Genomic DNA, 26,109 nt, shown 5'->3' with positions numbered 1-26,109 from the left:
AGCTGACGTATTATGCGCTCAGCTTTTTTCTTTTTACGTCATCGAGAATTCGTTTTATTATTGTTAAATTATGTTGGTTACACGATAAGTGGAAATATAAGGGATATTAGGGAAAAATGCAGTTTACCAAGCAACAACGTCACACTCTGCGCACACCGAAGGTCGTAGCACTCACAAATAAACAGGGAATGAAAATTATTTTGAGTAGTTTAGGCGCCAGCTGGGTGAGTTGTATATTACCGTTGGCGAGTGGTAAACGCGATATCATTTTAGGATCGCCTAATATGGCCGCTCAAATGGAGCAGCGAGTCTATTTTGGCGCAACGGTAGGACGAGTCGCAAATCGTATTGCAAATTCCACTTTTGATCTTGAAGGTCGTAAGTATCAACTTGCACATAATCAAGGTGCACATTGTTTGCATGGTGGGCGTGATAACTTTAGTTATCGAGTGTGGTCAATCGCTCAACCTGACCAACAGCAAGCGATTTTTACCCTTGTATCTTCTGATGGTGACCAAGGTTTTCCGGGGGAATTAAAAGTTGAAGTACATTATGAGCTCACTGATGATAACCAAGTAGTCATTAACTACCGATATCAATGTAACCAAGATTGCCCGGTTAACCTGACTAATTACACCTATTTTAATCTTGCGGGTGAACAATCAGATCGTACTGCATTTGAGCATGATCTCCAAATGCAGGCTGCGTATTTCTTGCCACAAGATAATGAAGGGCTTCCAACGGGAGAGTGGCGTGAAGTTACTGACACTTATTTCGACTTTAGGCAAAAGAAACGCATTGGTTGTGACTTTTTACAAGACGAAGAGCAACAAGCGGTAGGTGGATACGATCATACTTTTGTGTTTGATGAGCCAGTAGTCGACGGGCAACAAATTGTGGCGACACTGGGTTCTCCCAATGGTGATGTACAAATGAATATGATGAGTACATCACCTGCAATCCATCTGTATACGGGGAACCATTTAGTCTCCGTTTTAGGTAAAAGTAAAACCTATACGCCATTTTCTGGAATAGTGTTGGCTCCGCAATACCCATTTGATGGTTTAGGGCATGCTGAATCAGATGGTGCAAACCCTATCATAGCCAAAGCTAATCATATTTATACCAGTCAAACTCGCTATCAATTTATTTTTTAGTATCATGTACGAGGGGCTATGATCCCTCGTGATGATCTCTTTTATTTTATTCGGAATGTTAACTGTGACTTCATTTGCTGAACTAAATGCGCTTCCTGCGGAGCAGCTCTCCAATCTCAATGAATTGGGTTTTCTAACCATGACCCCAATTCAAGAAGCGGCATTACCCGCTATCCTTGCTGGCAAAGATGTGCGAGCTCAAGCTAAGACGGGGAGTGGAAAAACAGCTGCTTTTGGTCTAGGGCTATTACAACGTATTGATGCAAAAAACTTTAATACCCAATCCCTCATTTTATGCCCAACAAGAGAATTAGCGGATCAAGTCGCGAATGAATTACGCCGTTTAGCGCGTTATATTCCTAATCTCAAAATTTTAACTTTATGTGGCGGTGTACCTTTTAGTGTTCAGCGTGATTCTTTAGTGCATGCAGCACATATTTTGGTGGCAACACCAGGGCGTTTGCTTGACCACTTACATAAAGAAACGGTGCGGTTAGATCATTTACAGACACTGGTACTTGATGAAGCCGACCGAATGTTAGATATGGGGTTTGCGGATGATATTGACGCAGTAATCTCTTTCGCGCCAGAAGATAGACAAACACTTTTATTCTCAGCAACATGGCCGGATAGCATTGCAGCAATTAGCCGACGTATCCAAAATAATCCACAAACCATTGAAATTAATTCGGTTAACGAATTACCTGACGTGGAGCAGCAGTTTTATGAAGTGTCTCGACATGACAAAATTGACTTACTGCAAAAGCTGTTAAGCCGTGAACAGCCAGCTTCTTGTGTCGTGTTCTGTAACACGAAAAAGGATTGCCAGGCGGTTTATGATGCTTTAATGGATAGCCGTCAAAGTGTCCTAGTCTTGCATGGTGATATGGAACAGCGCGATCGCGACCAAACCTTAGTCCAATTTGCAAATGGTAGTAGCCGAGTCTTGGTCGCGACGGATGTGGCGTCTCGAGGTTTAGACATTAAAGCACTGGAAATGGTGATTAACTTTGAATTGTCTTGGGATCCTGAAGTGCATGTTCATCGCATTGGTCGTACAGCTCGTGCAGGACAAAGCGGCTTAGCAATAAGCCTATGCTCACCTGAAGAAGCTCAACGCGCAAACGTGCTCGAAGAGATGCTTAACATGAAGCTGAATTGGCTGCCAGAGCCAACAGGATTGCGCATTACACCATTAGAAGCCCAATGGGCAACCTTATGCCTAGATGGCGGTAAAAAAGCCAAAATACGTCCTGGGGATATTCTGGGCGCATTAACTGGAGAGGTTGGTCTAGAAGGGGATGATATTGGTAAAATTGCGATTCACCCCATGCATGCCTATGTCGCTATTAAAAAATCAGTGGCGAACAAAGCGTGGAAGCAATTACAGCAAGGTAAAATCAAAGGTAAATCAGTGAGAGCGAGATTGCTAAAGTAAATTCCTAGACTGACATTTTTGAAGCCCTAGTTGAGTAAACTGGGGCTTTTTTGTTTCTATCATAATCAAAATAAGCAAATAAAACTTAATAATTTACTTTGATATTATTTCGCCTGTTTTATTCTTGCCGCGATTTCTGCGAAGCGCATTCCATTCATTTTATCGAGTTTCTTTTTTTATTTAATCTACTTAATTTTTTCGTTATAACAGCAATACCCCGTATTTAATCGGTTATTTGATTTCTGTTTTTTTAGAAAATGAGTTTTTCTTAATAACCAGAGAGTTGAATTTTTTTCTCAAAGTAAGGAGGTTTAATTTGTTGACATGGACGATAAGAACGAGGATTTTGTTTGACGATTGGTTAGAGATTCAAAACTATCAAGTAAAAAAGAAAGTACTTTCGATGCTTTTGATTCTTTCTGAATATGGACCTCATTTAGGGCGCCCTTATGCAGATAGATTAAAACTTTCTAAATTTATTCATATGAAAGAACTCAGGATCCAAGTTTCGGGGGTACCCATTCGAGTTTGTTTTGCGTTTGATCCAAGAAGTTGTGGAATTGTGTTATGTGCAGGTAATAAAAAGGGTTGTGACGAGAGTCAATTTTATATCAAGTTGATTAAATCAGCAGATGCGGAATATGCATCTCACTTAGTGAAACCGGAGGGATTATGGGTACGTTAAGCGAGTTACTAGAAAAATGTTCACCAGAAATGCGTCAAGAAATTGATGAAGAGGTAGAAAAGTTAAGGGAAGAAGTGATGGCGTCATTAGGACCAGCGGAAAATATTGCCACGGGACAAGATGATACTTCTACACTTGTGCCACAAATGCCATAAACCGGGGTATTTGTGATGAGCAGACAGTCAACGGTATTCGATGGAGCGGAGCCTTTGACTGTCTGTAAATCAAAAAAATAACAAAACTAAATCACCCATAAATCGAGAAATTCATTAACAGGCATATTCTCAAACAATGGCTTGTCCAATGATGCAGATAAAATTCTCAGTTGTTGAGCTTCTGGGAATTGACGCGCTAAGTTGGTTCTGAACTTTTTAAGTAATAGAGGCATACCTTCTGGACGACGGCGTTTGTGACCAACAGGGTATTCGATAACGACTTCACTCAAGGTTTGCCCATCTTTTAATGTGATAGTCAGACCGTTGGTGATAGAGCGCTTGTCAGGATCATGATAATCCTGTGTAAACTCAGGGTCTTCATGACAATGCATTTTGGCACGCAGCGTATCAATTCGGCTATCTTGAGCGATACTATCCTCATAGTCAGATGCGGTAAGGCGACCAAAAATAAGCGGAATTGCTACCATATATTGAATGCAATGATCGCGGTCTGCCGGGTTCTGTAATGGTCCTTGTTTATCAATAATGCGCACACAAGCTTCATGGGTACGAATTGATATAGACTCGATATCGTCAGCGGTTTTTCCCATTGAACTAAGTTGTTCATGCAATTGTAAAGCGGCTTCAACTGCGGTTTGAGCGTGAAATTCTGCCGGAAAAGAAATTTTGAACAATACATTTTCCATTACATAAGAGCCATAAGGTCGCTGGAATTTAAACGGCTGACCACGGAACAGAGAGTCATAAAAGCCCCATGTTTTGGCAGTTAATGCAGTTGGATAGCCCATTTCTCCTTTTTGCGCCATGAGTGCCAAGCGAACTGCGCGCGAGGTGGCATCACCTGCTGCCCATGACTTGCGGGAGCCTGTGTTTGGAGTGTGTCGATAGGTACGTAAGCTATGACCATCAACCCATGCAAGGGAAACAGCATTGAGAATTTGCTCACGGGAGAGTCCTAGCATTTGAGCCACGACGGCGGTTGATGCCACTTTGACCAGAATGACATGGTCAAGACCGACTTTATTAAACGCGTTTTCGAGAGCGATACAGCCTTGAATTTCATGAGCTTTGATCATGGCTGTGAGGACGTCTCGGATCACTAACGGCTTTTTGCCTCTAGCGAGATTTTCACGAGAAAGCCAATCCGCGGTGGCTAAAATACCACCTAGGTTATCGGAAGGATGTCCCCATTCCGCGGCTAGCCAAGTGTCGTTGAAGTCTAACCAGCGGCATAAGGTTCCAATATTAAATGCAGCTTGAACAGGGTCTAATTGAAATTGTGTTCCGGGAATTTTTGTGCCATTTGGGACGTGTGTACCAGGGACGATAGGGCCTAATAACTTTTTGCAAGCCGGATATTCAAGTGATTCCATTCCACAGCCTAGTGTGTCCAGTAAACAGTAATAGGCGGTATCGTAAGCTAACGTTGAAGTGATAGGAAAATCAATAACATAATCGACAATATCCGTCATCACTTTATCAAATTGAACATGTGGGGTCATTTGAGTTTGCGTGGTCATTATTTTTACCTTAATTAGCGCTGTTCAATGGGAACAAAGAGTTTATTTTCTGGGCCAGTGTAGTTTGCTGAAGGACGAATAATTTTATTATCTTGGCGTTGTTCAATCACATGAGCTGACCATCCCGCAATCCGTGCGATGGCAAACAATGGGGTGTACATCGCCGTAGGAACGCCCATTAAGTGATAAACCACCGCAGAGAACCAATCTAGATTAGGAAACATGTTTTTTTCACGTTTCATAACGGATTCAATATGATCTGCAATGGTGTACAAATGCCGATTCATACTTTGTTCTGAAAGCTGTAAGGCGACGGATTTGATGATTGGATGGCGGGGATCAGCCAAGGTATAAACGGGGTGACCAAAGCCAATAATAACTTCTGAGTTTTTAATTCGAGCCACGATGTCTTGTTCCGCCTCCTCAATAGAGGCATAGCGTTGCTGAATTTCTAATGAAACTTCATTGGCGCCACCATGCTTCGGTCCCCTTAACGCCGCAATGGCACCTGTAATTGCTGAGTAAAAATCGGTGCCCGTTCCAGCAATCACACGAGCTGCAAATGTTGAGGCGTTAAACTCATGTTCTGCATATAAAATAGAGGCAATATGCATGAATTTTTCCCACTGAGGAGATGGTTTTTTACCGTGTAACAGATGCAAAAAATGGGCGCCAATGGAGTCATCATCAGTCATGGTTTCAATACGGCGACCATGGTGGCTAAAGTGGTACCAATACAGCAAAATGGAACCCAGAGATGCAAGTAATCGGTCGGCAATATCTTTAGCGCCAGCGACTGTATGCACATCTTTTTCTGGTAATACACAGCCCATCATCGAAACGCCAGTGCGAATGACATCCATCGGATGCGTATTGGCAGGGATGGACTCTAATGTTTGCTTTACATTTGTCGGCAAACCCCTTAGAGGTTTAAGTTTTTCTTTGTACGCTGACAATTCAGTGCGGTTAGGGAGTTTATCGTGGATAAGTAAATAGGCGACTTCTTCATATTCACACTGAGTGGCTAAATCGTGGATATCATAGCCCCGATAGTGGAGGTCATTACCATTTCGACCTACGGTACAAAGTGCCGTATTGCCAGCGGTTACGCCTGATAAGGCGACTGATTTTTTGGGTTTGAAACCAGTACTTTTAAGTTGCTCATTCATCATTGATTCCTTGTAGGGGGCAGAAGAGATTACAACTTGCTCGATTCACGGTTTATGTGCTGCAAGAAAAGAAATTAGCGTTTTTTATTTTGTGAAAATAACGCATCCAGTTTTTCTTCATACTGATAGTAATTAATGGATTTATAGAGCTCTTCACGAGTCTGCATAAGTGACACGACATTTTTCTGGGTGCCTTGCTGGCGTAAGGTGTTATATACCTGCTCAGCGGCTTTATTCATGGCACGAAAAGCGGAAAGTGGATACAAGGCGATGGCAATGCCGACACTTCGTAACTCATCTAAAGTAAACAGCGGAGTTTGACCAAATTCAGTTAAGTTAGCTAATACAGGCACTTGCGTATGTTGAGTAAATTGCTGATACATGCCTAACTCAGTAATCGCTTCGGGAAACAGCATATCGGCACCCGCCTCGATGTAAGCACTTGCTCGCTCTAAAGCTGCCTCAAGCCCTTCAACGGCCAGCGCATCAGTGCGTGCCATGATGACAAAATTTTCATCTGTTCTTGCATCGACAGCAGCTTTGATTCGGTCAACCATTTCTTGAGTGGACACAATTTCTTTATTAGGGCGATGACCACAACGCTTCGCGCCAACTTGGTCTTCCAAGTGCAGCCCAGCAGCACCCGCTTTCGCCATCGACTTGACGGTACGGGCTACGTTAAATGCGGAAGGACCAAAACCAATATCCGCATCCACCATTAACGGTAAATCACAGACATCAGTAATGCGACGAATATCAATCAGCACATCATCCAGTGTAGAAATGCCTAAATCTGGGATCCCTAATGAACCAGCCGCCACGCCGCCGCCAGACAAATAAATGGCTTTATACCCAGCTTGTTGAGCAAGGAGTGCATGGTTTGCATTGATAGTACCGACCAATTGAAGAGGGGATTCGCTGTTAACGGCATCTCGAAATTTTTGACCTGCGGAACGGCTAGACATAAACACCTCGGAGTTGGTTAATCATGTGTAAATGACTTTTACTAACGATATGACTTTTACTAACTATAGTTAGGTAGCAATTGATGTGCCAGTTCAGAAGGAAAGCGTGAGGTTATTATTAAGTTTTAAATATCAATAAGATAAAAGCTTTTATTTTTATGTGACAAGAAAGCCATTTTTTAACCAATTGGTTAGCATGTTTCATTGAGTCGATATATTGTTTCATGAAACAAAAGTGAAACATCACAGCGCGAAGCAAACCCCGCGTAGAAGTAAACCCAGTGGAGGAGAACAATGGATAAACCCATTATTTGGACGGTGTCAGTATCTCGTCTTTACACGCTATTTCGTGATATTAGCCCTGAATTTAGTGCACAAGCTGACATCACTCCACTGAATATCGGTTTTGAGCAAGCCGCGGAAGAAGTTCGACGCCGTTTAAAGAAGGGGCATTGTGACGCGATTATCAGCGCAGGCTCTAATGGGGCATATTTAAAAAGTCATGTTTCGGTTCCCGTTATTATTGTGAATATTAATGGCTTTGATGTGATGCAAGCATTAGCGAAGGCTCGGGAAATTAGCGATAAAGTTGGCATTATTAGTTATCAAAAAATTATCCCTGCATTAGAGCAGTTTCAACATAATTTTGGATTACAGATTGAACAGCGCAGCTATGTCACTGCCGAAGATGCTCGAGCACAACTAAAAGCACTAAAAGCCATGGGGGTAAAAGTCATTGTGGGAGCGGGATTAATTACAGATCTTGCTGAAGAAATGGGTATGACAGGGATTTTTATCTACTCGACACAGACCATTCGACAAGCCTTTTCTGATGCGATTGAGCTCAGCAGAATGTCCCATCGCCATGTGACTGAGCAATCACGTTATCCTCAACTGAATACAGCAAAAGTTAGACACACGATTAATGACCTGATTGGTTTGTCGCCTGCAATGGAGCGAGTTCGTCAAACCATTATGTTGTATGCCCGTTCAGATGCCACGGTGTTAATACAAGGTGAAAGTGGCACGGGGAAAGAGATGGTGGCCCAAGCTATTCATCACGAATACAGTTTGTTTAATCAGCAAAAACGCAGTAAACAGCAAATGCCATTTGTGGCCGTCAACTGTGGTGCCATTCCTGAAACATTACTGGAAGCGGAACTGTTTGGTTACGAAGAAGGCGCATTTACTGGCTCGCGTAGAGGCGGTCGAGCAGGGTTGTTTGAACTAGCGAATGGGGGAACCCTTTTTCTTGATGAAATCGGCGAGATGCCAATAGCGTTACAAACTCGGTTATTGCGGGTGTTAGAAGAGCGTTCCGTGGTACGAGTAGGAGGGTATCGACCGCTACAGGTTAACGTTCGTGTTATCTGTGCGACCCACTGCGACCTTGATGAATGGGTAGCGCAAGGCAAATTCCGTGGCGATCTTTTCTATCGCCTAGGTGTTCTTCGCATGAAAGTTCCCGCATTATCAGAGCGTAATGAGGATATTTTCACGCTTGCAGAACGATTATTGAAACTTGCTTTTGCCGGATTACAACTGCCTCTTCCAGCCTTTAGAGTTAAGCAACTTCTCAGTTGTCGAGACTTTTTTCTCTCCTATTCATGGCCAGGCAATGTACGAGAATTACGTAACTTAATGGAGCGTGTCGCGCTCTATTGTAGTGCCTATGCGGATAAAAGCATCAATCCAGACATGCTCAAGATGCTATCGCCAGAAAGGAAAACAAAGGTAAATCCGGCAAAGACGCAGGAAGGAACCGAGACGCTAGAGGAAGTGATGGCAAGGTTTAATGGGGATCGTAAGGCGGTGGCGGAGTTTCTCGGTATCAGTCGGACAACTTTATGGCGACGCTTGTCTTCGTCCTAGTTTTCACTGTGGCTGTGTTGGTTTCGCATAAGTTACCTGAGTCACATACTTATGTATGCTCCCCAGGCTAACTGATGCTTACCGCCTTGCCACAGCAAAAACTAGTTAGAAGGCAACTCGAAGTTAGAAGACAGTTAGAAGACAACCAGAAGTTAGAAGATGATTATTAAAAAAAGATAATAATTTATAAAGAATGGGCGTTTGAGTAATAAATACCACTAATTAAGTATATTGATAAGCCTGAGGCTAATTAATTAGCAAAAATAGTTTTGAATAGATTTCTTTTTAAGAAAAGTGATAAATATATTTTGAAAGAGAGGATGGAAGTAGGAAGTTTTGTTTCAAAAAGTAACGATAGGGATTTTTCGGTTTTCTTTTTATAATATTGATATTAAATGAATTATTTGTTTTTATGACGATTTTCTAGGGGGTTTTACTGCATAAAAAAACGTGATTTTTCTCACATAAATAAATTTACTAGTCATCATTAGTTTTTCTCATTGTCATTCCGGTCTTGAAAGATCTATATTGCGCTCAAATTAGCCTCATCTATTTAATTTCATCACTGCACCAGTCGCTAAAATATATTCATTTTTATGAATGATTTTGCCGTGATTATCGACGTCTGCAGCGCACAATATTTATCTTATTTTTGGAGAGTAGGACGTGAAAATGTCCACCATGTTAATGCGTAAAGGCGACAATACCTTTGTACCTGTTGCAGGCTTAACACTATTTGCTATTGCTTCAGGTTACTTGATGAGCTTGATCCCGTTATCAATGGGTAGCTTTGACATTGATACGCAATATGCAGGCTGGTTAGCGAGTGCCTACTATATTGGTTTATTAATTGGCTCAATGATGATTGAGCCTGTGATCGCAAAAATTGGTCACCGTCTCTCCTTTATTAGTTTCTTATTAATGTTGGCAGCAACGGTTGTTTTACTGCCATGGACACCGACAATTGAAGCTTGGCTACCAAATCGTTTAATTGCGGGTATTGCGGTAGCAGGAATTTTTGTCGTGGTGGAATCTTGGTTACTGATTGGTGATAATCCAAAAGAGCGAGCAAAACGACTGAGTTTCTATATGACCTCGTTATATGGGGGAACAACACTTGGGCAGCTTGCTATTGGTGTGATTGGTACTCAGGGCGTTGTTCCTTTTATTGTGGTACTCGGTTTACTGCTAGTGGCAGTTTTACCGCCTTTATTGGTACGTCAAGGGCAACCAGCAAGTGGCTTGCATCAAAAATTATCATTTAAGCAGATCACTCGTTTAAGTAAGCCAGCTATTATGGGGTGTATGGTATCCGGTATTGTGATGGGAACCATTTATGGGCTAATGCCGCTATCACTGAAAAAAGATAATTTTACGACGGATCAAGTTGGTGTTTTGATGGCATCCATTATTTTGGGTGGCATGTTAATTCAGCCAGTGATCAGTAAATTGTCAGTAATGATGAGCAAAACCTTATTATTAGCCATGGTTTCATTATTAGGTGTTTTTGCGATGGGTATGATTTACATCTCATCAGATTATGTGGTGATGATTGTGGCGCTAGCCCTGCTAGGAATGTCATCATTTGCCTTGTATCCGATAGCGATCACTTTAGCGTGTGATAATTTGGACTCGTCATTTATTGTGGCAGCGACCCAAGTGATGTTATTTAGTTATAGTGTGGGCTCTGCGATGGGACCTATCGCAGCGGGAACAATGTTAGAACAACATAGCGGGTTAACGAATTTCTTCTTTATTGTGCTGTTAGTGACGGCAATTTATATGCTGATTGCAAGTTTACGTCGTAAGGCAAGTGTATTGGCAAACTGACCGTGCTTGATAAATTGCTCGCCACTAGTAATGAAAAAAAACGCGCTATCTTGAATGAGTAGCGCGTTTTTTTATGGCTATTTTTTCTTATTGAGGTTGGCGAGTACGAGCTCAGGTTTGCGTGAATGAAGCATGTTTGGCGTTGTGATTTTCTGCTCCCATAACTCTCCAAGTTTAAAGTCCCAAGAGAGTGGGCTGATCACGGTACGTCCCGCATTGGGTGCGAAGGTAAGTTCACTAAAATAGAGTTTGTTTTCTGCCATTAAAAAGTCAGCTCGGCAATAATCGAATGGCGTCACTAAAATTTCAGCTAATCTTAGCATCTCTCTAAATTGTGTTGGTTCACTGACCGGTTCTAGCATTTGAGGATAACCAAAACTGACCGGCTGCAATTGCCATTCCGTATCATAAAGGTTGATAAACTCGGTGCCATCTTCGTCGGTATAATCGATTTCTGCGTAAACGGGTTTACCCGAGAAACAATGAATGCGGCAGGTTTCGGGTACTAGCTTTCTCTTTTTCTGCTCAAACAAATCGATATATTCCTCGCAAATAATCTGCGCAGGAATATTTTTATAATGGCGTTCACGAGTAATGTAATAGAGATTTTTGAGTAAATGGAATGACAGCTTGTCTTTGGCTTTTTGTAAATCAAACTGTGATTTATCGGTGCAAATAATACTGCTGCCGCTGTCGTGGGTGCATTTCAATACAAAGCGCTGGGGCAGTTTCGTAATATCAATTTCATCCACATGTTGATAAGTGGCGAGAATAGGAACGATATGTTCTTGCCCGATAGTCTGCGTAACATAGTCACGCACCGCGAGTTTATCGGCGAATTGACTATGCAGTGGATTTCGGTCATGGATCATACGGAAATTCACTTTTTCATTAAAGCTTTTCGGCGCATTAAAGTTAGGGTAATACCCTAATTTTTTAATAAATTTATTCGTGAGATAACTTTTGTCACTCATGATTAGCGCACGGAATTTTTTTAGAAAATATTCTGTTTTTTTCATAAACAAACAACCATTCTTAATAAATTAAAATTTTATTAATTTTTTTATAATTGGAATTATATTAATCATTTTTTAAATGATGATTAAATGATAACGGTAATATTGCCGCTAATATTAAGAGTTCCTTAAGAATTTAACTTAATACAATGCTAGCTATTTGATATTTAATCAAAATATAACCAAAAATTAATCAATTGATTATATTTGCGTGCTGTATATAAATTGTTTAATTTACTTGGTTATTAATTTTAAATTAAATAAGCATTTCAAATGCTAGTATTGCCTAGGTTAAATTAATTATAAATTAATCTGAGTCAATACCTGAAATCTTAAAAAATGAAAAATAATAAATAGATGATAGAATAGATAAACAATTAAATAGTTTATTACTAAACTATTTAGCTTAAGGTGAGTAAATTGATGAGATCATCAAAATATGGATTGCCAAAATAATTTATGTGATAATCATCACACATAACTATCCTTTCAATTACTATTAATTTATGGTCATTCGCCCGCATCAACACTGGTTCTTTAGGTTGTTCGACTGGCACGGTTCCGTGCTGTCTAAAATCACCTTTAGATTATCGCTTAATATTATGATGTCCATTGTCGCTATTTTAATCTATCAATGGTACGAGCAATTAGGGATCCATCTGACAATAGCCCCATTTAGCTTATTAGGGATAGCAATAGCTATCTTTTTGGGGTTCCGTAATAACGCCTGCTACAGCCGCTTAGTTGAAGCAAGAACGCTTTGGGGCGCAATATTAACCAACCAACGTAATATTTTAAGAAACATAAAAGGATTATTGCCGAATGATCCTGAAGCGCATCGCACATTTGCTAATTTGTTGATTGCGTTTAGTTGGAGCTTAAATCACGAACTTAGACGTACTAACCCAAATATAGATTTGTATCGTTTATTGCCGCGAGATGTTTTTTTAGATGTTATTAGAAGCCCTTTTCCCACCAGCCGAATTCTTATGCATATTGGTTTGAGTGTCGGGGCATTGCGAGATAACAATCTGATCAGCGATGTGCTGTTTCAGTCTATCAATAAAGATGTGAACGGGTTATCTGAAGTTTTAGGCGGCTGTGAACGTATTTCGAATACGCCGATCCCCTTCGCTTATACATTGATCCTGCAACGTACGGTCTATTTATTTTGTACATTATTACCGTTTGCGTTGGTGGGGGATTTACATTACATGACGCCTTTGGTTTCAGTATTTGTTTCCTATACGTTCTTGGCGTGGGATGCATTAGCGGAACAATTGGAAGACCCATTCGATGTGCTGGATAACAGCTTGCCACTGAATGCGTTATGTAACGGGCTTGAACGCAATGCTCTTGATATGATTGATGCTAAGCAGTTACCGCCACCACCGAAGCCAAATAAATACTTCAATTTATTATGATGTTAAGTCGCGGTCTTCATTATGTGATAGAGCATGATGAAAGCCGCGGCTGTTTATTAATGGCGCAGATACACATGAGGGGTTGCCGTTTCTGGATGCGGCTGTACCCCTAAATCCGCTTGATACCACTGGGTTAAATTCTCGGTAGTTAACACTTCTTGTGGTGTTCCAGCCACAACTAATTTCCCTTGATGAATAAGATACACTTTATCGGCATAGAGTGCGGTGAGGTTCAAATCATGCAACACACAACAAACGCCTAGCGGCCTTTCACGGGTAAGCTGATGCAATAGCCGCAAACTGTGCTGTTGATGGTATAAATCAAGGGCAGAAGTAGGCTCATCAAGGAATAAACAGGCTGGTGTTGGTTCCGGTTGCCATAATTGAGCTAACACTCGCGCAAGCTGAACACGCTGCTGTTCACCACCGGATAATTGGCGATAATCGTGATGGCGTAGTGGGGTGCAGTGGGTTTGCTCCATAGCAATATCAATGGCGCGTTGCTTATGTTCAGAACCATAAGGAGTTCTTCCCATCGCCACAACATCCTCAACACTGAACGCAAACTGTAAATGGCTATGCTGTTTCATCACGGCACGTTTTTTAGCGAGGCTTTGAGGCTCCCATTCAGGTAATGGGCGACCTTCTAGCTGGCACTCACCTTGAGAGGGGGAGGTGTAGCCTGTGAGCAATTTCAATAAACTGGATTTTCCCGCACCATTAGGACCAATAATCACCACCATTTGATTTTGCTGTATAGACAAACTGATATCATCGATTAATGTTCGATTATTAATACGATAACTGAGGTTTTTAGCATCGAGTAAATTGGGCATCGGTTAGATCCTTCCGGCAGGTTGGCGCAGTATTAGCCATAAAAAGTAAGGTCCGCCAATCAAACCCGTTAATAAGCCCACGGGGATTTCTGCGGGAACGGCTAAAGTGCGAGCAAGGGTATCGGCAACTAAGAGTAAGCAAGCACCCACAATGGCAGAACCAGGAATAAGCCAACGATGATCGGGTCCCAATGTCATACGTATTAAGTGAGGAACAACGAGCCCGATAAAGCCAATCACACCACTCATAGCAACGGCGCAGCCAATTAATAGGGCGCTTAGGAATAATAAAACAAACTTACTGCGTTCAACATTTATCCCTAAATAGTGTGCATCTTCATCCCCTAATTGCAGAATATTCAATGTATTGCCTTGCCAAAAGCAGAGTAAGCAAGTGGGGATAATCACACTGGCGGCAATCGCTAGCGATGTCCAATTCACATTGCCTAATGACCCCATCATCCACAAGCTAAATGTGCGTAACTGTTGGTCATTACTCATATAGCTCAGTACCCCAATTAGTGACATACATAGGGCATTGATGGCAATTCCTGCTAATAGCAGCCGTGCCAAATTGCCATTAGACATACGATTGAGGCTAAAAATGATCAGTGAAACCGCTAAGCTGCCAACGAATGCTGCGCCAAGATGGCCGTAATTGAGCATTAATGTGGGTAAGGAGAACGGTAAAATGATGAATGCTGCCACACACAATGCGGCACCACTGCTTACCCCTAATAAACTAGGGTCAGCGAGAGGGTTGCGAAATAACCCTTGCATCATCCCACCGGAAACCGCTAAAGCCAATCCCACTAAAATGGCGAGTAACACTCTTGGTAGACGAATGGTGAGCCAAATTTGCCAGTCAGGATCGGTGGATGGTGCAAACCAAAGCACTTTTAACGGTAAGTTAATTGCACCAGCGGTAGAGGCAGCCAAAGTGACTGCCCCCAGTAACACCAATAACATCAAAATTTTAAATAAAGGGTGCTTAAAACGGCTCATTCGCTTTTTTCTAACGCCTCTCTTAACTGCTGCATGACTTTGGGGGTGCTTAAGCTGAAGCTCAACATACCAGTATCATCCACGACTAAAAGAGCACGATTTTTTCCTGCAGGAGTGAGTGCTAACCCCGGTAATTCCCAAACTTTGTCAACGCCACCTAAGGATTTTACACCTTGCTCAGAGATCACGACGAGGTCTGGCTGGCTGTAAATAAGACCTTCTTGAGATAGCGGACGATAGCTAGAGAAGTTTTGCATGGCATTTTGTGCACCAACGGCCTTGATCATGCTATCGGCTGCCGTTTTTTGCCCAGCTGCCATCGGTTGTATTCCACCATGGCTCATTAAGAAAACCACTTTTTTATTCAGAGGGCTAGTGGGGATGGCGAGTAGCTCGGCATTAAATTGTTCGACTAACTTTTTTCCGTTCTCGGGTAATCCCACCGCATTGGCGATGGTGGTGATTTTTTCAGGAATGGCTTCTAATTTCGGTTTTCCTGTCACTTTAATCACTTTAACGCCGCTTTTTTCAATTTGGGTTAATGAAATTGAAGGTTGGGAAAGCTCACTGGCGAGCACCAACGTTGGACGCAAAGAGAGCACGCCTTCTGGGTTTAGTGTTCGCATATAGCCGACATCGGGCAACTTAGTTGCTTGCTCGGGATGTAAACTGCTACTGTCGCGCCCAACCAGACTATCTTGTGCGCCGAGCGCATAGACAATTTCAGTTACATCGCCACCGAGTGTCACTAAACGGTCAGCGCCATGGGCAACCAATGAGGTTGCCAGTGTGATTACCATTAGAAGCCATTGTTTCATCGTCAAATACCTGTGTTAGATTCTTGGCAGGGACATGACTTGCTGGCGCCAGTGTTCTTGCTCTGGCGTCCCTTCAGTGCGTTGTCCGTACATTTGTGCGATTTGATTGCCTTGGTCATCAAACACTTCCAGGCTTGTCACAAAACCATCTTCCGTTGGTTTACGAGTGACCCAACACTCTGCAACACCATTTTCAATCATATGCAGCGTGAAATCAGGGTTGAAAATATTCAGCCATTTGATGTCAGAACCTTCAGTTTGGTGTGGCATCAAGCGTTTGATTTTGCCTGTGAAAATTTGCACACATCCACGGTTACCTACGAAAATCATAATTTCGTTTTGATCAGCGAAAGCTGTATTAACCAGCTGATTGAATGAATCATTTGGCACCTGCCAAGCTAAATCATCACTGACAGCGCGGAACACTTGTTGACGGCTTAAGTTATTTTTCTTCAATAAGATGAAAAATTGGTGAACATCCGTCATATTGCGCCACTCTTGGTCAAGCTGTTGTTTTAGCTCATCGCTAATTGGCTGAGCGTGGTGTGGCTGCACTTTTTCAACGGATAATAGTGGGTTTTCGGTGGTTACGTATTTTTCGATAAGCGCATTCCATGCATCCATATCGGTTTCATCGGTGGTATACACTTTGTGCAGTGCATCGCCATGTTTATCAAAGAATTGGATACTATGACGTTCACCTCGTTTAGCCTCTTCAGAGAGCGTAAAAATGCTGTCCCAATGAGAGAAAAACATACGCAAATCCAGTGCGCGTGGATTAAGAATTAAACCGCCGTGAGGGCTAAATTTAGCATTCTCATAGCGCCCGACTTGCTCATGGACCACATACTCATTACGGGTAATAGCCTTGACTGGACCGACAGCCTCCAAAGCAGTTAATAACGTTGGCGCATCAATGCTCAGGCGTTTAGCCTTATCGCGCCCAACGCGGCTATGCAGTAATTCCCCTTCAGAAACATTCAGATAAGCAGCGAGGTCTCTCGCATACCTAGCTTTATTATCTGCTTTGGCTTGTTGATAACGTTCGAAAAGTGCTGAATTCACAGGTTTCTCCTTTATGTAGTGTGAATTACCAATATAGTGTGAATTACCATTGGAAGCTGACGAGCAGCTTAGCATTACGACCATCTTGGGGAATCCCCTGAGAGGAGTAATACTCTTTGTCAAAAGCATTTCCTAAAACAACACTGGTATCTAACCCTTTAAGACTTCCATCTCCTTGATAATTTAGATAGAAATCATGAACGGCGTAGCCTGGTTGTTGCTTCAATTTGGATGTTTTATCGAAATCGGTATGAGTCGTAAACTCACCTAACCAGCCCACAGAGAAACCGCTGTCTGCAACTGGAATAGAGAGATTACTGGTGAGTGAATCCGGTTTAATGGATTCAATGGCTTTGCCTGTATATTCATTGACGCCGACGGTGTGGTTATAGGCGAGACCCCACGCAAAGTAGTCGGTGGTGTAATCCAATGACACATCCGTTCCCCAAATTTTAGCGCGCTTGGTATTAATGGATGTGGTGTAGTTGTTATTCCAGTTAACACGGTCTGTATTGACGTAGGTGTTAATGTAATCTTTAGCTTTTGTATCGAAATAGCTGGCTTTGAAGCGCAGGTTATCGCGAGCCATGAGTAAGTCATCAAAGCGTAAACCAAAACCATATTCCGCAGTTCGTGTGGATTCAGGCTTTAAGTCTGGGTTAGGGCGCCAATAGTTGGAAATAGGACCACCTTTGAAGTGAAGGGAATCGTTGTACATTTCCATCATTGTTGGAGCACGGAAAGCTTCAGAGTATGACGCAAACAGCATTGACCACTCGGTTGGTGTGATGCTCACCGCCGCTTTTGATGACCATTGATCTTCTTTGACATCTTTATTGCCCTTGGCGGTGGACTTGTAGTTGTCATAGCGAGTTCCCAAAATGAAGGAAACAGGCAAATCTTTTAAGGTAATCTCATCCTGAATAAAGCCAGCCGCAAAGGTGATCTCTGCATCAGGGAACTGAGTGGTTCCAGCGTAAGGGGTCTGTTTTTGACGATACGCTTCAGTACCGTAGGTAAAGTTGTGTGCAGCGAGTGGTAACTCATAGATATCGGAGCGGTTATCCAGTTTGATACCATACGTTTTTTGGCTGCGTCCTTCGTAGTTAGATTCTTTCCCTTTGGAGGTGATATTTACATCAGAGTAATACGGAGTCGCTTTTAAATTGAGCCATGAATTATCGTCTGGATTTAACTGATAGGTTGCTTGCAAGTCACGCTGACGCGTTGTGCGGTTAACCTTCTTATTATCGTTGCTGGTGGCGAGCTGTTGCGGATCTTTTGGCTCATAAGCATCATTATTGTAATAACGAATTTGTCCCGACAGGGTTTGCGCATCATCCAGTTGCCATGTGCCTTTACCGAGCATATTGGCAATGGTTTCTTTGTTATCCATTTTCTCGCCGCCGCCAAGACGAACATCACCGCTTTCTTTCGTCACAAAGCTGAATAGCCCGTCAAAGTCATCGGTTTTACCAAAAGCGGAGCCGCCAAAGCCAAAGCTGTGATCCCCGGTAGCGCCTTGAGTGAAAACGCGGAAACCTTGGCTTTGACCTTCACGCAGTAAATCTTTCGCATTCACGGTTTCCCAAGCAATCACGCCACCCATCGCGCCGCTGCCATATAAAAGCGCTGATGGACCGCGAATGATTTCCACTTGTTTGATAAGCGCGGGATCAAGAAATGTTCCGTTAATGTGCCCAGTATCCGTACCTTGGCGAACGCCATCGACTAACGTCAAAATTCCACGACGGTCAAATCCGCGCATGCTGATATCTTGACCGTTAGTACGGCTAGTTCCTGTCAGTGCAATGCCCGGCACTTTCCGCAAAATATCGTTAGCATTATTGGCTGTTTTGGTTTCTGGTGAATCATTTTTAATGACGGTAACCATCATCGGCGTATTAAAGCTATCTCGCTCATTACCCGTGGCATACACCGTCATCACATCGTGGTGACTGTTAGTTAAATGGTTATTGTTAGTTGGAGATTTTTCAGTCTGTGCGGTTGCCATTAGAGGCAGCAAGGCACTCGCCAGCACAGATAAGCGTAATACTTGAGACATACAGGTGATACTCCCTAAAAATTGTTAACTCTTTGATGAGTGCGATGCACCGTTAAAAACTGACTTATCATCAGAGCGTTATGGCGTGTTTATAGGGTGTTGAGACAAAGACGCTTTCAACGGAATAGGGGAAAAGGGGTATTTGAACCCAACAAGCGATGATAGGGTTCGAAAGTTCGCCTTGAGGTTATCCAGATTTACAGCAGCAAAGCCCGTAATAAACACCATAAGAAACTGTGTCCTGATGTATAGAGTTAAGCTGGCTGCCTAGCATGACGACTTAGGTGGCTTGCGAGATATATTGTGTTTTTAAAGCTAATTGTGTTTTTAAAACAAACAGTATTTTTAAAGCAAACTGCGTTGTGAAGACTAAAAACTATTTGGTCAGAATTAATTTACCTGTGCGAGTTTGGCGCAATTGATAAATTTCACCGCGGTGTTCAATGGCAATTTTGCCTGATGCACCTAATAATTTTTGGCTTTCAATAAGCCCATTTTTAGCAGCAAAATCAGTCAGTGAGGTTGATTTTGTGGTTTCTTCAATAATGTCAGAAAGTGGCTTGGTCATGTTGTTCACCACAGAAATTTTGTTGTCAATAAGAATGATATTGATAATTATTATCTTTAAAAGCATTGGCAATATCAAGTGATTTTCACAATTGATCAACAAACACTGTTTACCAACAAAAGAGCCGTATCGCGGATACGGGCTACCTTTATGATGTAAATGGGGATTTACCTAACTTTTGGAGGGGGATTGAGCCGATCCTGAAATTACTGAAATTTGTTAGTACATATTTATTTTTAAAAGCTCGATACACTCTTGGGCACCGCGTTTGAGTACTTGACCTTTTAAACAGACCACATGGACAGGAAGCACTAAGCCATTCGGGGTGTTTTTAAATTCTAAACGCTTGAGTAAACCTGCCTCTAAATCAGTTTTGATTAATGAAGCCGGTAAATTTCCCCAACCCATCCCTTTTTTAACTAATTCTAACGCCATCGTGAAGCTATCCGTACGCCAATAATGGCTAGAAACAATAGAGCGGAAATCACTGATAGGGTGGTGAGGGCTAGCGACAATAATCTGGCGTGTTTGAACAAGATCTTCGATATACAGCGCATTATTCGGTTTATTAGAGGGATAATCGGCGCTGATGGTCGCTGTTAATGATTCATAACCAATACATTCGAATTGTTCCTGAGCATTGACATATAACCCACCAAAAGCGATAGCCAATTGAACGCGCTCACTGTGCAATAGTGGCAAAATATCATCTTGAGGAGCGGTGATCAGCTCCACATGCATCAACGGATAACGTTGGCTCAGGGCGTGCAATGTATCAACTAACACATTGGGATTAACCCCTTCAGCGACCCCGATTGTGAGTGTACTCTCCACCCCCTGAGTGAGTTCTCGTGAGAAAACATTCAACTGACGTAAGTTATCCACAATATTTCGTGCATAGGGGGCGAGGGAAAGCGCTTGTTCCGTAGGTTTGGGTTCTCGCGTATGGCGCTCAAACAGCGAAAAACCAAGCTCTGCTTCAAGGTTGGCAATTGCCATGCTAATCGCGGAAGGGACTCGATGAAGTGCTCTTGCCGCTGCGGAAAAAGAGCCTTTATCGAGCACAGTTAAGAAAATCATCAGGTTTTCACTATTAAATGGCATCTTAGACCTTTCAGTTTTGTTGATAGTAGCTGACTTTTATTATCATTAATATTGATTTAATTTACCAGCCTTCGGCAAACAGAATATGAGATAAAAAATGCAAGGTATTAAACGTAAAGTGGTTTTTATTACGAGCTACGAAGTTATTGGCTGGATGATTTCATCGTTGGCACTGGCTTTTCTTTCGGGGAATTCCGCGGGAACCACAGGACCTTTAGCACTGGTGATCACCACGATTGCGGTGACATGGAATTTTATTTTCAATGTGGTATTTGAATATTGGGAATCAAAGCAGAAATCAAGAATTAGAACGTTTAGACGTCGTTTTGCTCATGCGGTGTTATTCCAGCTAACGCTGGTGGTATTTTTGATCCCATTGATTGCATGGTGGTTATCAATATCGCTCTGGCAGGCACTTATTTTAGATTTTGCCCTGATTATCTTTATCCCGATTTATACTTTTTTCTTTAACTGGGCATTTGACAAAATTTTTGGGTTACCAAAATCTGCATTGGCGCAAGAAAAAACCACTGCGTAGCGTGAAGGAGATGGCAATGAGGCCATCTCCTTGGTAACTAAGCTTATTTCACGCTAAAAATCTGGTGATACTTTTTAGGATTTAAACGCAAAAATAGCAGTAATGTCATCATAACTAGGACACAATGCAGCAACCAAACAGGGGTAAAACTGTGACTAAATTGCTGTAATGCTGCCGCAACCAAAGGTCCAAAAGCGGCGATGATAAAACCGCCTGCTTGCATTAAGGCAGTCAGGATCCCTGCGCTAGCAGGATGAGGGATATGATCTAAAGAGGTAATAATGGTTAAGGCGAAGCAGCCACCCAGTCCGCAGCCCAGCAGACCTACCCACAGCAACGGTAGTGTATTAGGAAACAGGATTAACCCGGCAAATCCCAATGCTTGGCTCACCAGCGTGACAGTGAGCCAAAAGCGACGGTCAATATTATGGGATGCTAATACCGGGATCATCAGTGCCGCAGCAGCTTGAAAAACGGTTAAAATCGCCACCAGAGAACCGCTTTCTGTAGCACTAAATCCTTGTTGTTGAAAGAAAGGTGCCAGCCATGTCACGGCAGTTGCATAACCCGCATTCACTAAACCAAATCCCGCCATTAATAGCCATGCTCTGGGCAGCTTAAGATAAGTTAATACACTCAGCTGAGCTGGCGTATTTTTCGTGTTCGAAGAGCGAATATTCATGAAGACGGCAATCAGGGCGATCAGTGCTGGAAATGCAAGCCATGCTAGCCCACTTTGCCAATTCCCTGAAAGGTGGGTAATTAGCGGTGTTAATTGCGCTCCCAGCGCGCCACCGACCATTAAGGTAGCTGAATATAATCCCGTCATGGCGGCCATTTTTTGTGGAAACGAAAATTTTATCAAACCGGGGAAAACCGCTTGAATATAAGCCGCTCCCATTCCACACAAAAATGCGGTCATTAACAGTGCGTTCGCATCAGAAACAAATAATCGGCAGAAAGAGCCTATCAGCAGCAGTAGCATCGCGAGGCTGATACCCCACTTATCACCTAATTTTTGATTTAATGCGGGGACGACCAAAGCTCCAAAACCCATGAGTAACATGGGGATCAGCGTTAACAGTGAAACGCTCTGGTAGCTCATTCCGGTGGTTTGAATGATATTTTCGATGACTGGCCCAGGTCCTGTCATAAAGGGGCGTAAATTAATACCGACAAGGGCAATCGTCAGAATCAGGCCAAAAGAGGCAGAAAGTGGTTTTTTCATGTTTACGCGTGATGCTGTTGCCACCAAGTTTGATACAGCATGGATTGCGTCTCATCCTTCGGTTTTAATTGGATAAATTGCAAACCACTTTGTTGGTCAGGAGAGGCTCTTAATGCTTCAGCTATCGCCTCTGTTGATAATCCAAAAGGTTCAGCATCTTGGTTCGAATAGGCATAAACAACACGTTTAATGCCAGACATGCGGATCGCAGCAAGGCACATAGGGCAAGGCTGACCGCTAGCATAAACGGTGCAATCATCGAGTCTGACGCTATTTAGCACCTCTCCTGCTTGGCGTAATGCGAGTAATTCAGCGTGTGCGGTAGGGTCGTGTCGCTCCAACATTTGATTCACGCCAGTGGCAATAATTTGCTCATTTTTGACGACCACTGCACCAAATGGACGCCCACCTGCGGCAACATTGTCAGCGGCGAGGGTGATTGCATGTTGTAAAAATTGTTTATCGAGCATGGTTTGTGCTCCTGATTTATCGAGTATTCTAATAAGATTACTGATGAGTTGACATGGTGTCATTTCAGTAATGTCCATCAAATGCGTTGTTCCCTTCAATCTAATCAAAAACTGTGATATTTAAAAATTAAATAATTAAATCTCAGGTATTAAAAAAATGAATTCGTTGCTTAATTTTGTATTATTGAAAACATTCGTTACCGTCGCAGAAACGGGAAATTTTACGGTGGCTTCACAACAATTAAATTCAACGCAATCGACGTTAAGTCAGCAAGTTCAGCGATTAGAAAGTCTTATTGGACAGCCGTTGTTTGTAAGGGGGCATCGGATGTTAACCCTGACAGAAACAGGGGAAGTGTTGCTGGGATACGCGAAAAATATTCTGGCACTTAACGATACGTTTTTTATGAAAATAACAGGCAATGCGATTATTCAAACTCTGCGATTAGGGTTTCCTGAAGATTTGACGTCGGGATTAGTGACACCAACATTGGCGGCATTTATGCAAGCGCATCCTAATGTCCGATTAGAGGTGACTAGCGGGTTGAGTCGCCAACTACAGCAACGCTATCAACATGGTGAGTTGGATTTGATCATTGTGAAACAACGAAAAGGGGAGTTTCATAGTGATTATCATTGGTCAGAGCCTCTTTGCTGGCTAGCGAGTCGCCAGCAACATGTTTTTCCCTCGGATTCTGTTCCTCTGATTGTTTTTCCAGAGAATGGGCTGTACCGGAATGATATGTTTAGGTTGCTAGATAATGAACAACGCCCTTGGCACATTACATACACTTGCACTAGCCTAGCGGGTATCCAAAGTGCGATTACCGACGGATTAGGCGTTAGCCTGTTACCCGTACGCGCGAAATTACCCCAGCATCGGATCTTGACAGCAGAAGAGGGGTTTCCTCCAGCCCAAGAGATGGAACTGGCGATGCATTTCCACAAAGAGTCATCGGAGATGGTTTCAGTATTGGCGGAGCAGTTAGCTCATCAATTAGAACCGCGTTAATTGGCGATGGGCTTGAGCAAATCACTGTAAAGTTCCGTTAAGACCCCATTTGCCATAAACTCTTTTCTGATCCATTGGGTGACTAGCCCTGTCGCAGAGTGTTGAGTGGCTAATAGCATGTGAGAATCCTGCCTTGGGTTTTGTATTTGCTTCGTGACTAACACACCGGTTTTTACATGTTCTTTAACCATATAGTCGGGTAGGAATCCGATCCCTTCACCTAAAATTTGGCACTGGCATTTGGTGTTGAAATCAGGCACTTGAATCGCCTCTTGCCCGTGCAGTAGCCACCCAACGCGTTTATTGATGGTATGCGCCGTATCTTCCACCATAATATTTGGGTAGAGGCGAAGCTGGCTTTCGGCAATTGGCTCAGGCATTAAGGCTAAAGGGTGGCTAGATGCTATGGCAAACTGCCAGTGTATGGCACCAATTTCTGTGTAATCAATCCCGCCGCCATCCATGAGTGTACCCGGCGCCCCAATCGCAATATCCGCATGGTTATTGATAATGGCATCCCAAACACCGTTATACACTTCTGTGGTCACAGTGATCTGGCAGGTACCAAATTGCTTTTTCAAGATTTGTAGCAACTTCGCCGTATGGTAAGGGGTGTAGATCAACTGATTGATACAGATGCGAACACGGGCTTCAATCCCTTGTTCAATGGAGTCGATACTTTTTTTGATGAGATGAAAATTATTCAGAAGGTCGGTGGCTTTGCGATAAAAATAGTATCCCGCTTCGGTCAGTTCAATATTACGGGTATCGCGGATAAACAGTGCGACATCTAAATAAGTTTCGATACGTTTTATAGTGTAGCTCACCGCGGAGGTGGTAATCCCAAGTTCTTCGGCCGCTTTACTGAAACTGGCAAATTTAGCCGCGGTGGTATAGGTCAATAAATTTTCTTCAGTAAAAATAGAGTTCATGTGTCGTGTCCCAAAGTGCGTGAAAATTAGCCGAAATAACGTTTTCTGTGAATACAATTCAATAGCTTAAAAAACAGGCTTTTTATCGATTGTTTTTAATAGCCCTCAGCGGGGATATTTATCTATTCTGTACAATAAATAGTATTTAATTTATGTCACCCTAAAAAGCAACTAATGAAACGCATGTTTACATTCAAACTAATTAATATTATTGAATTTAATAAAAAATTAGTCATTAGGAAATATCGGGTTAATAAACAAAAAAATCACAATATTAACAATTCTAAAACCTTTGATTTGATGGCTGTCACAAAATTGAAGAAAGAAAAAATGGGCAAACAGATTAACAAAATTATTTGGTCAAATCGCATAGAAAATAGACAAAAAAACATCAGAAAAGGTCAGTGAAGGATGCTTTCACGCACAAAAATGCTCGATTGTTGAATTTAAATCAATAATAAGGTGGCAGATTGATGAATTAAATTTAAATGGATTCTATTTATTAATGGCAATTGTTATGCTCTAACCATGCTAAATAATCTTTAATTCATATTTAATTTGGCTATCAGAAAATTGAAATAGCTAAATGTGGAGAGCGTTATGACAGAAAACACACTCGTTCAAGATTTTCTTAAAGCAGCAGAACAAGGTCAATTAGCTATTTTAAAAAATTGCCTTGAAAAAGGTGTTGATATTAATAGTACCAATCGCCAAGGTCGCACTGCAATTGTGAATGCCAGTTTAAATCAGCACTATGAGTGCGTTGATTTTCTTATTCATGCGGGTGCTGATATTAATAAACAAGACCAAACGTGTTTTAACCCATTTTTATTAAGTTGCCTAAATAATGATTTAACATTATTACGTTTAGTATTACCTGCTAATCCTAATTTAGATTTACTAACCCGTTTTGGTGGTGTTGGGATCACGCCAGCGAGTGAAAAAGGGCATGTGGAAATTGTGCGTGAATTACTGGAAAACACGGATATTAATGTTAACCACACCAACTTTGTCGGTTGGACTCCATTACTAGAAGCGATTGTGCTGAATGATGGTGGAGTAAAACAGCAGCAAATCGTAAAAATGCTGTTAGATCATGGTGCCAACCCACATATGACAGATAAATACGGTAAAAAGCCGTTAGAGCTGGCACAGGAAAAAGGCTATCACGAAATTGCTGAGTTACTGATTGCAGCGGGTGCGTAACCACCCATAA

At 42.3% G+C, this 26,109-nt stretch carries 25 protein-coding genes; 11 read left to right on the top strand and 14 right to left on the bottom strand.

Annotation, left to right across the window (positions count from 1 at the left end; translation table 11 throughout):
• The first annotated feature begins 116 nt into the window (after positions 1 to 116).
• The 4 genes from M5X66_RS12285 to M5X66_RS12270 all read left to right on the top strand — a co-directional run bounded on the left by M5X66_RS12285 (position 117) and on the right by M5X66_RS12270 (position 3,435).
• A complete protein-coding gene (locus M5X66_RS12285) occupies positions 117 to 1,157 on the top strand; it encodes a galactose-1-epimerase (protein WP_154600034.1) in 1,041 nt (346 codons plus the stop codon).
• Between the two features lie 64 nt (positions 1,158 to 1,221).
• Positions 1,222 to 2,595: an ATP-dependent RNA helicase DbpA gene (dbpA, locus tag M5X66_RS12280; protein ID WP_230085088.1), complete on the top strand. Its 1,374-nt coding sequence runs from the start codon at positions 1,222 to 1,224 to the stop codon at positions 2,593 to 2,595.
• A 316-nt stretch (positions 2,596 to 2,911) separates the two neighbouring features.
• Positions 2,912 to 3,280, top strand: a complete 369-nt coding sequence (locus M5X66_RS12275) for a type II toxin-antitoxin system RelE/ParE family toxin (protein ID WP_410431437.1) — start codon at positions 2,912 to 2,914, stop codon at positions 3,278 to 3,280.
• On the top strand, positions 3,268 to 3,435 hold the full coding sequence (locus M5X66_RS12270; RefSeq protein WP_154600033.1) for a hypothetical protein: 168 nt from the start codon (positions 3,268 to 3,270) through the stop codon (positions 3,433 to 3,435). Before M5X66_RS12275 ends, M5X66_RS12270 begins: the two co-directional genes overlap by 13 nt.
• 86 nt (positions 3,436 to 3,521) lie before the next feature.
• Here M5X66_RS12270 and M5X66_RS12265 read toward each other — a convergent pair whose 3' ends face one another.
• The 3 genes from M5X66_RS12265 to prpB form a co-directional block, all read right to left on the bottom strand.
• Positions 3,522 to 4,976: a bifunctional 2-methylcitrate dehydratase/aconitate hydratase gene (locus M5X66_RS12265; protein WP_154600032.1), complete on the bottom strand. Its 1,455-nt coding sequence runs from the start codon at positions 4,974 to 4,976 to the stop codon at positions 3,522 to 3,524.
• Between the two features lie 14 nt (positions 4,977 to 4,990).
• Entirely contained in the window at positions 4,991 to 6,145 is a 1,155-nt protein-coding gene (prpC, locus tag M5X66_RS12260; RefSeq protein ID WP_154600031.1) for a bifunctional 2-methylcitrate synthase/citrate synthase, read from the bottom strand.
• 74 nt (positions 6,146 to 6,219) lie between these two features.
• Positions 6,220 to 7,110, bottom strand: coding sequence for a methylisocitrate lyase (gene prpB, locus M5X66_RS12255; protein WP_036951115.1), 891 nt, complete (start codon positions 7,108 to 7,110; stop codon positions 6,220 to 6,222).
• A gap of 294 nt (positions 7,111 to 7,404) precedes the next feature.
• On the opposite strand from prpB, the gene prpR reads away from it, so the two are divergent.
• Positions 7,405 to 8,982 (top strand): propionate catabolism operon regulatory protein PrpR, encoded by a 1,578-nt coding sequence (gene prpR / locus M5X66_RS12250; RefSeq protein WP_154637636.1) that lies wholly within the window; start codon positions 7,405 to 7,407, stop codon positions 8,980 to 8,982.
• Positions 8,983 to 9,669: 687 nt separating this feature from the next.
• Complete coding sequence (locus tag M5X66_RS12245; RefSeq protein ID WP_036951232.1) at positions 9,670 to 10,812, top strand: MFS transporter; 1,143 nt, start codon at positions 9,670 to 9,672, stop codon at positions 10,810 to 10,812.
• A gap of 77 nt (positions 10,813 to 10,889) precedes the next feature.
• On the opposite strand, the gene M5X66_RS12240 is transcribed toward M5X66_RS12245, so the two are convergent.
• The gene (locus M5X66_RS12240) at positions 10,890 to 11,831 is read right to left on the bottom strand and encodes an ATP-grasp fold amidoligase family protein (protein WP_036951112.1); all 942 of its coding nucleotides are present in this window, start codon (positions 11,829 to 11,831) and stop codon (positions 10,890 to 10,892) included.
• Positions 11,832 to 12,334: 503 nt separating this feature from the next.
• On the opposite strand from M5X66_RS12240, the gene M5X66_RS12235 reads away from it, so the two are divergent.
• Positions 12,335 to 13,252, top strand: coding sequence for a bestrophin family protein (locus M5X66_RS12235; RefSeq protein ID WP_036951111.1), 918 nt, complete (start codon positions 12,335 to 12,337; stop codon positions 13,250 to 13,252).
• Between the two features lie 56 nt (positions 13,253 to 13,308).
• Here M5X66_RS12235 and M5X66_RS12230 read toward each other — a convergent pair whose 3' ends face one another.
• From M5X66_RS12230 to M5X66_RS12200, 7 genes are all read right to left on the bottom strand, one after another.
• A complete protein-coding gene (locus M5X66_RS12230) occupies positions 13,309 to 14,088 on the bottom strand; it encodes a heme ABC transporter ATP-binding protein (RefSeq protein WP_036951109.1) in 780 nt (259 codons plus the stop codon).
• A gap of 3 nt (positions 14,089 to 14,091) precedes the next feature.
• The gene (locus tag M5X66_RS12225) at positions 14,092 to 15,093 is read right to left on the bottom strand and encodes a FecCD family ABC transporter permease (RefSeq protein ID WP_036951108.1); all 1,002 of its coding nucleotides are present in this window, start codon (positions 15,091 to 15,093) and stop codon (positions 14,092 to 14,094) included.
• Positions 15,090 to 15,911, bottom strand: a complete 822-nt coding sequence (locus M5X66_RS12220) for a heme/hemin ABC transporter substrate-binding protein (RefSeq protein ID WP_154600029.1) — start codon at positions 15,909 to 15,911, stop codon at positions 15,090 to 15,092. Before M5X66_RS12220 ends, M5X66_RS12225 begins: the two co-directional genes overlap by 4 nt.
• A gap of 15 nt (positions 15,912 to 15,926) precedes the next feature.
• Positions 15,927 to 16,976: a hemin-degrading factor gene (locus M5X66_RS12215; RefSeq protein ID WP_036951104.1), complete on the bottom strand. Its 1,050-nt coding sequence runs from the start codon at positions 16,974 to 16,976 to the stop codon at positions 15,927 to 15,929.
• A gap of 43 nt (positions 16,977 to 17,019) precedes the next feature.
• Positions 17,020 to 19,041, bottom strand: coding sequence for a TonB-dependent hemoglobin/transferrin/lactoferrin family receptor (locus M5X66_RS12210; protein ID WP_270103601.1), 2,022 nt, complete (start codon positions 19,039 to 19,041; stop codon positions 17,020 to 17,022).
• A gap of 376 nt (positions 19,042 to 19,417) precedes the next feature.
• Positions 19,418 to 19,609, bottom strand: a complete 192-nt coding sequence (gene hemP / locus M5X66_RS12205) for a hemin uptake protein HemP (protein WP_036951101.1) — start codon at positions 19,607 to 19,609, stop codon at positions 19,418 to 19,420.
• 219 nt (positions 19,610 to 19,828) lie between these two features.
• Positions 19,829 to 20,713 carry a LysR family transcriptional regulator gene (locus M5X66_RS12200; protein WP_270103600.1) on the bottom strand — a complete coding sequence of 295 codons (885 nt, stop codon included), beginning with the start codon at positions 20,711 to 20,713 and terminating at the stop codon, positions 19,829 to 19,831.
• 97 nt (positions 20,714 to 20,810) lie between these two features.
• Here M5X66_RS12200 and M5X66_RS12195 point away from each other — a divergent pair, with 97 nt between their 5' ends.
• Positions 20,811 to 21,251 carry a PACE efflux transporter gene (locus tag M5X66_RS12195; protein WP_036951098.1) on the top strand — a complete coding sequence of 147 codons (441 nt, stop codon included), beginning with the start codon at positions 20,811 to 20,813 and terminating at the stop codon, positions 21,249 to 21,251.
• A 43-nt stretch (positions 21,252 to 21,294) separates the two neighbouring features.
• On the opposite strand, the gene M5X66_RS12190 is transcribed toward M5X66_RS12195, so the two are convergent.
• Together M5X66_RS12190 and M5X66_RS12185 are read right to left on the bottom strand one after the other, a co-directional pair.
• On the bottom strand, positions 21,295 to 22,479 hold the full coding sequence (locus M5X66_RS12190) for a cyanate transporter (protein WP_154634666.1): 1,185 nt from the start codon (positions 22,477 to 22,479) through the stop codon (positions 21,295 to 21,297).
• A 2-nt stretch (positions 22,480 to 22,481) separates the two neighbouring features.
• Positions 22,482 to 22,949 (bottom strand): nucleoside deaminase, encoded by a 468-nt coding sequence (locus tag M5X66_RS12185; RefSeq protein ID WP_154637634.1) that lies wholly within the window; start codon positions 22,947 to 22,949, stop codon positions 22,482 to 22,484.
• A gap of 157 nt (positions 22,950 to 23,106) precedes the next feature.
• Between M5X66_RS12185 and M5X66_RS12180 the strand changes: the two genes are divergently transcribed.
• Entirely contained in the window at positions 23,107 to 23,961 is an 855-nt protein-coding gene (locus M5X66_RS12180) for a LysR substrate-binding domain-containing protein (RefSeq protein ID WP_270103599.1), read from the top strand.
• Here the strand turns inward: M5X66_RS12180 and M5X66_RS12175 are convergent.
• On the bottom strand, positions 23,958 to 24,893 hold the full coding sequence (locus tag M5X66_RS12175; RefSeq protein ID WP_154600026.1) for a LysR substrate-binding domain-containing protein: 936 nt from the start codon (positions 24,891 to 24,893) through the stop codon (positions 23,958 to 23,960). The genes M5X66_RS12180 and M5X66_RS12175 overlap by 4 nt on opposite strands.
• Positions 24,894 to 25,067: 174 nt before the next feature.
• Between M5X66_RS12175 and M5X66_RS18765 the strand changes: the two genes are divergently transcribed.
• A complete protein-coding gene (locus M5X66_RS18765; protein ID WP_270103598.1) occupies positions 25,068 to 25,301 on the top strand; it encodes a hypothetical protein in 234 nt (77 codons plus the stop codon).
• A gap of 192 nt (positions 25,302 to 25,493) precedes the next feature.
• The gene (locus M5X66_RS12165; RefSeq protein ID WP_132495718.1) at positions 25,494 to 26,099 is read left to right on the top strand and encodes an ankyrin repeat domain-containing protein; all 606 of its coding nucleotides are present in this window, start codon (positions 25,494 to 25,496) and stop codon (positions 26,097 to 26,099) included.
• The last annotated feature ends 10 nt before the right edge of the window (positions 26,100 to 26,109 follow it).

The organism is Providencia sp. PROV188 (assembly GCF_027595165.1).
Taxonomy (GTDB): Bacteria; Pseudomonadota; Gammaproteobacteria; order Enterobacterales; family Enterobacteriaceae; genus Providencia; species Providencia lanzhouensis.
This window is presented reverse-complemented; position numbering and strand designations above follow the sequence as displayed.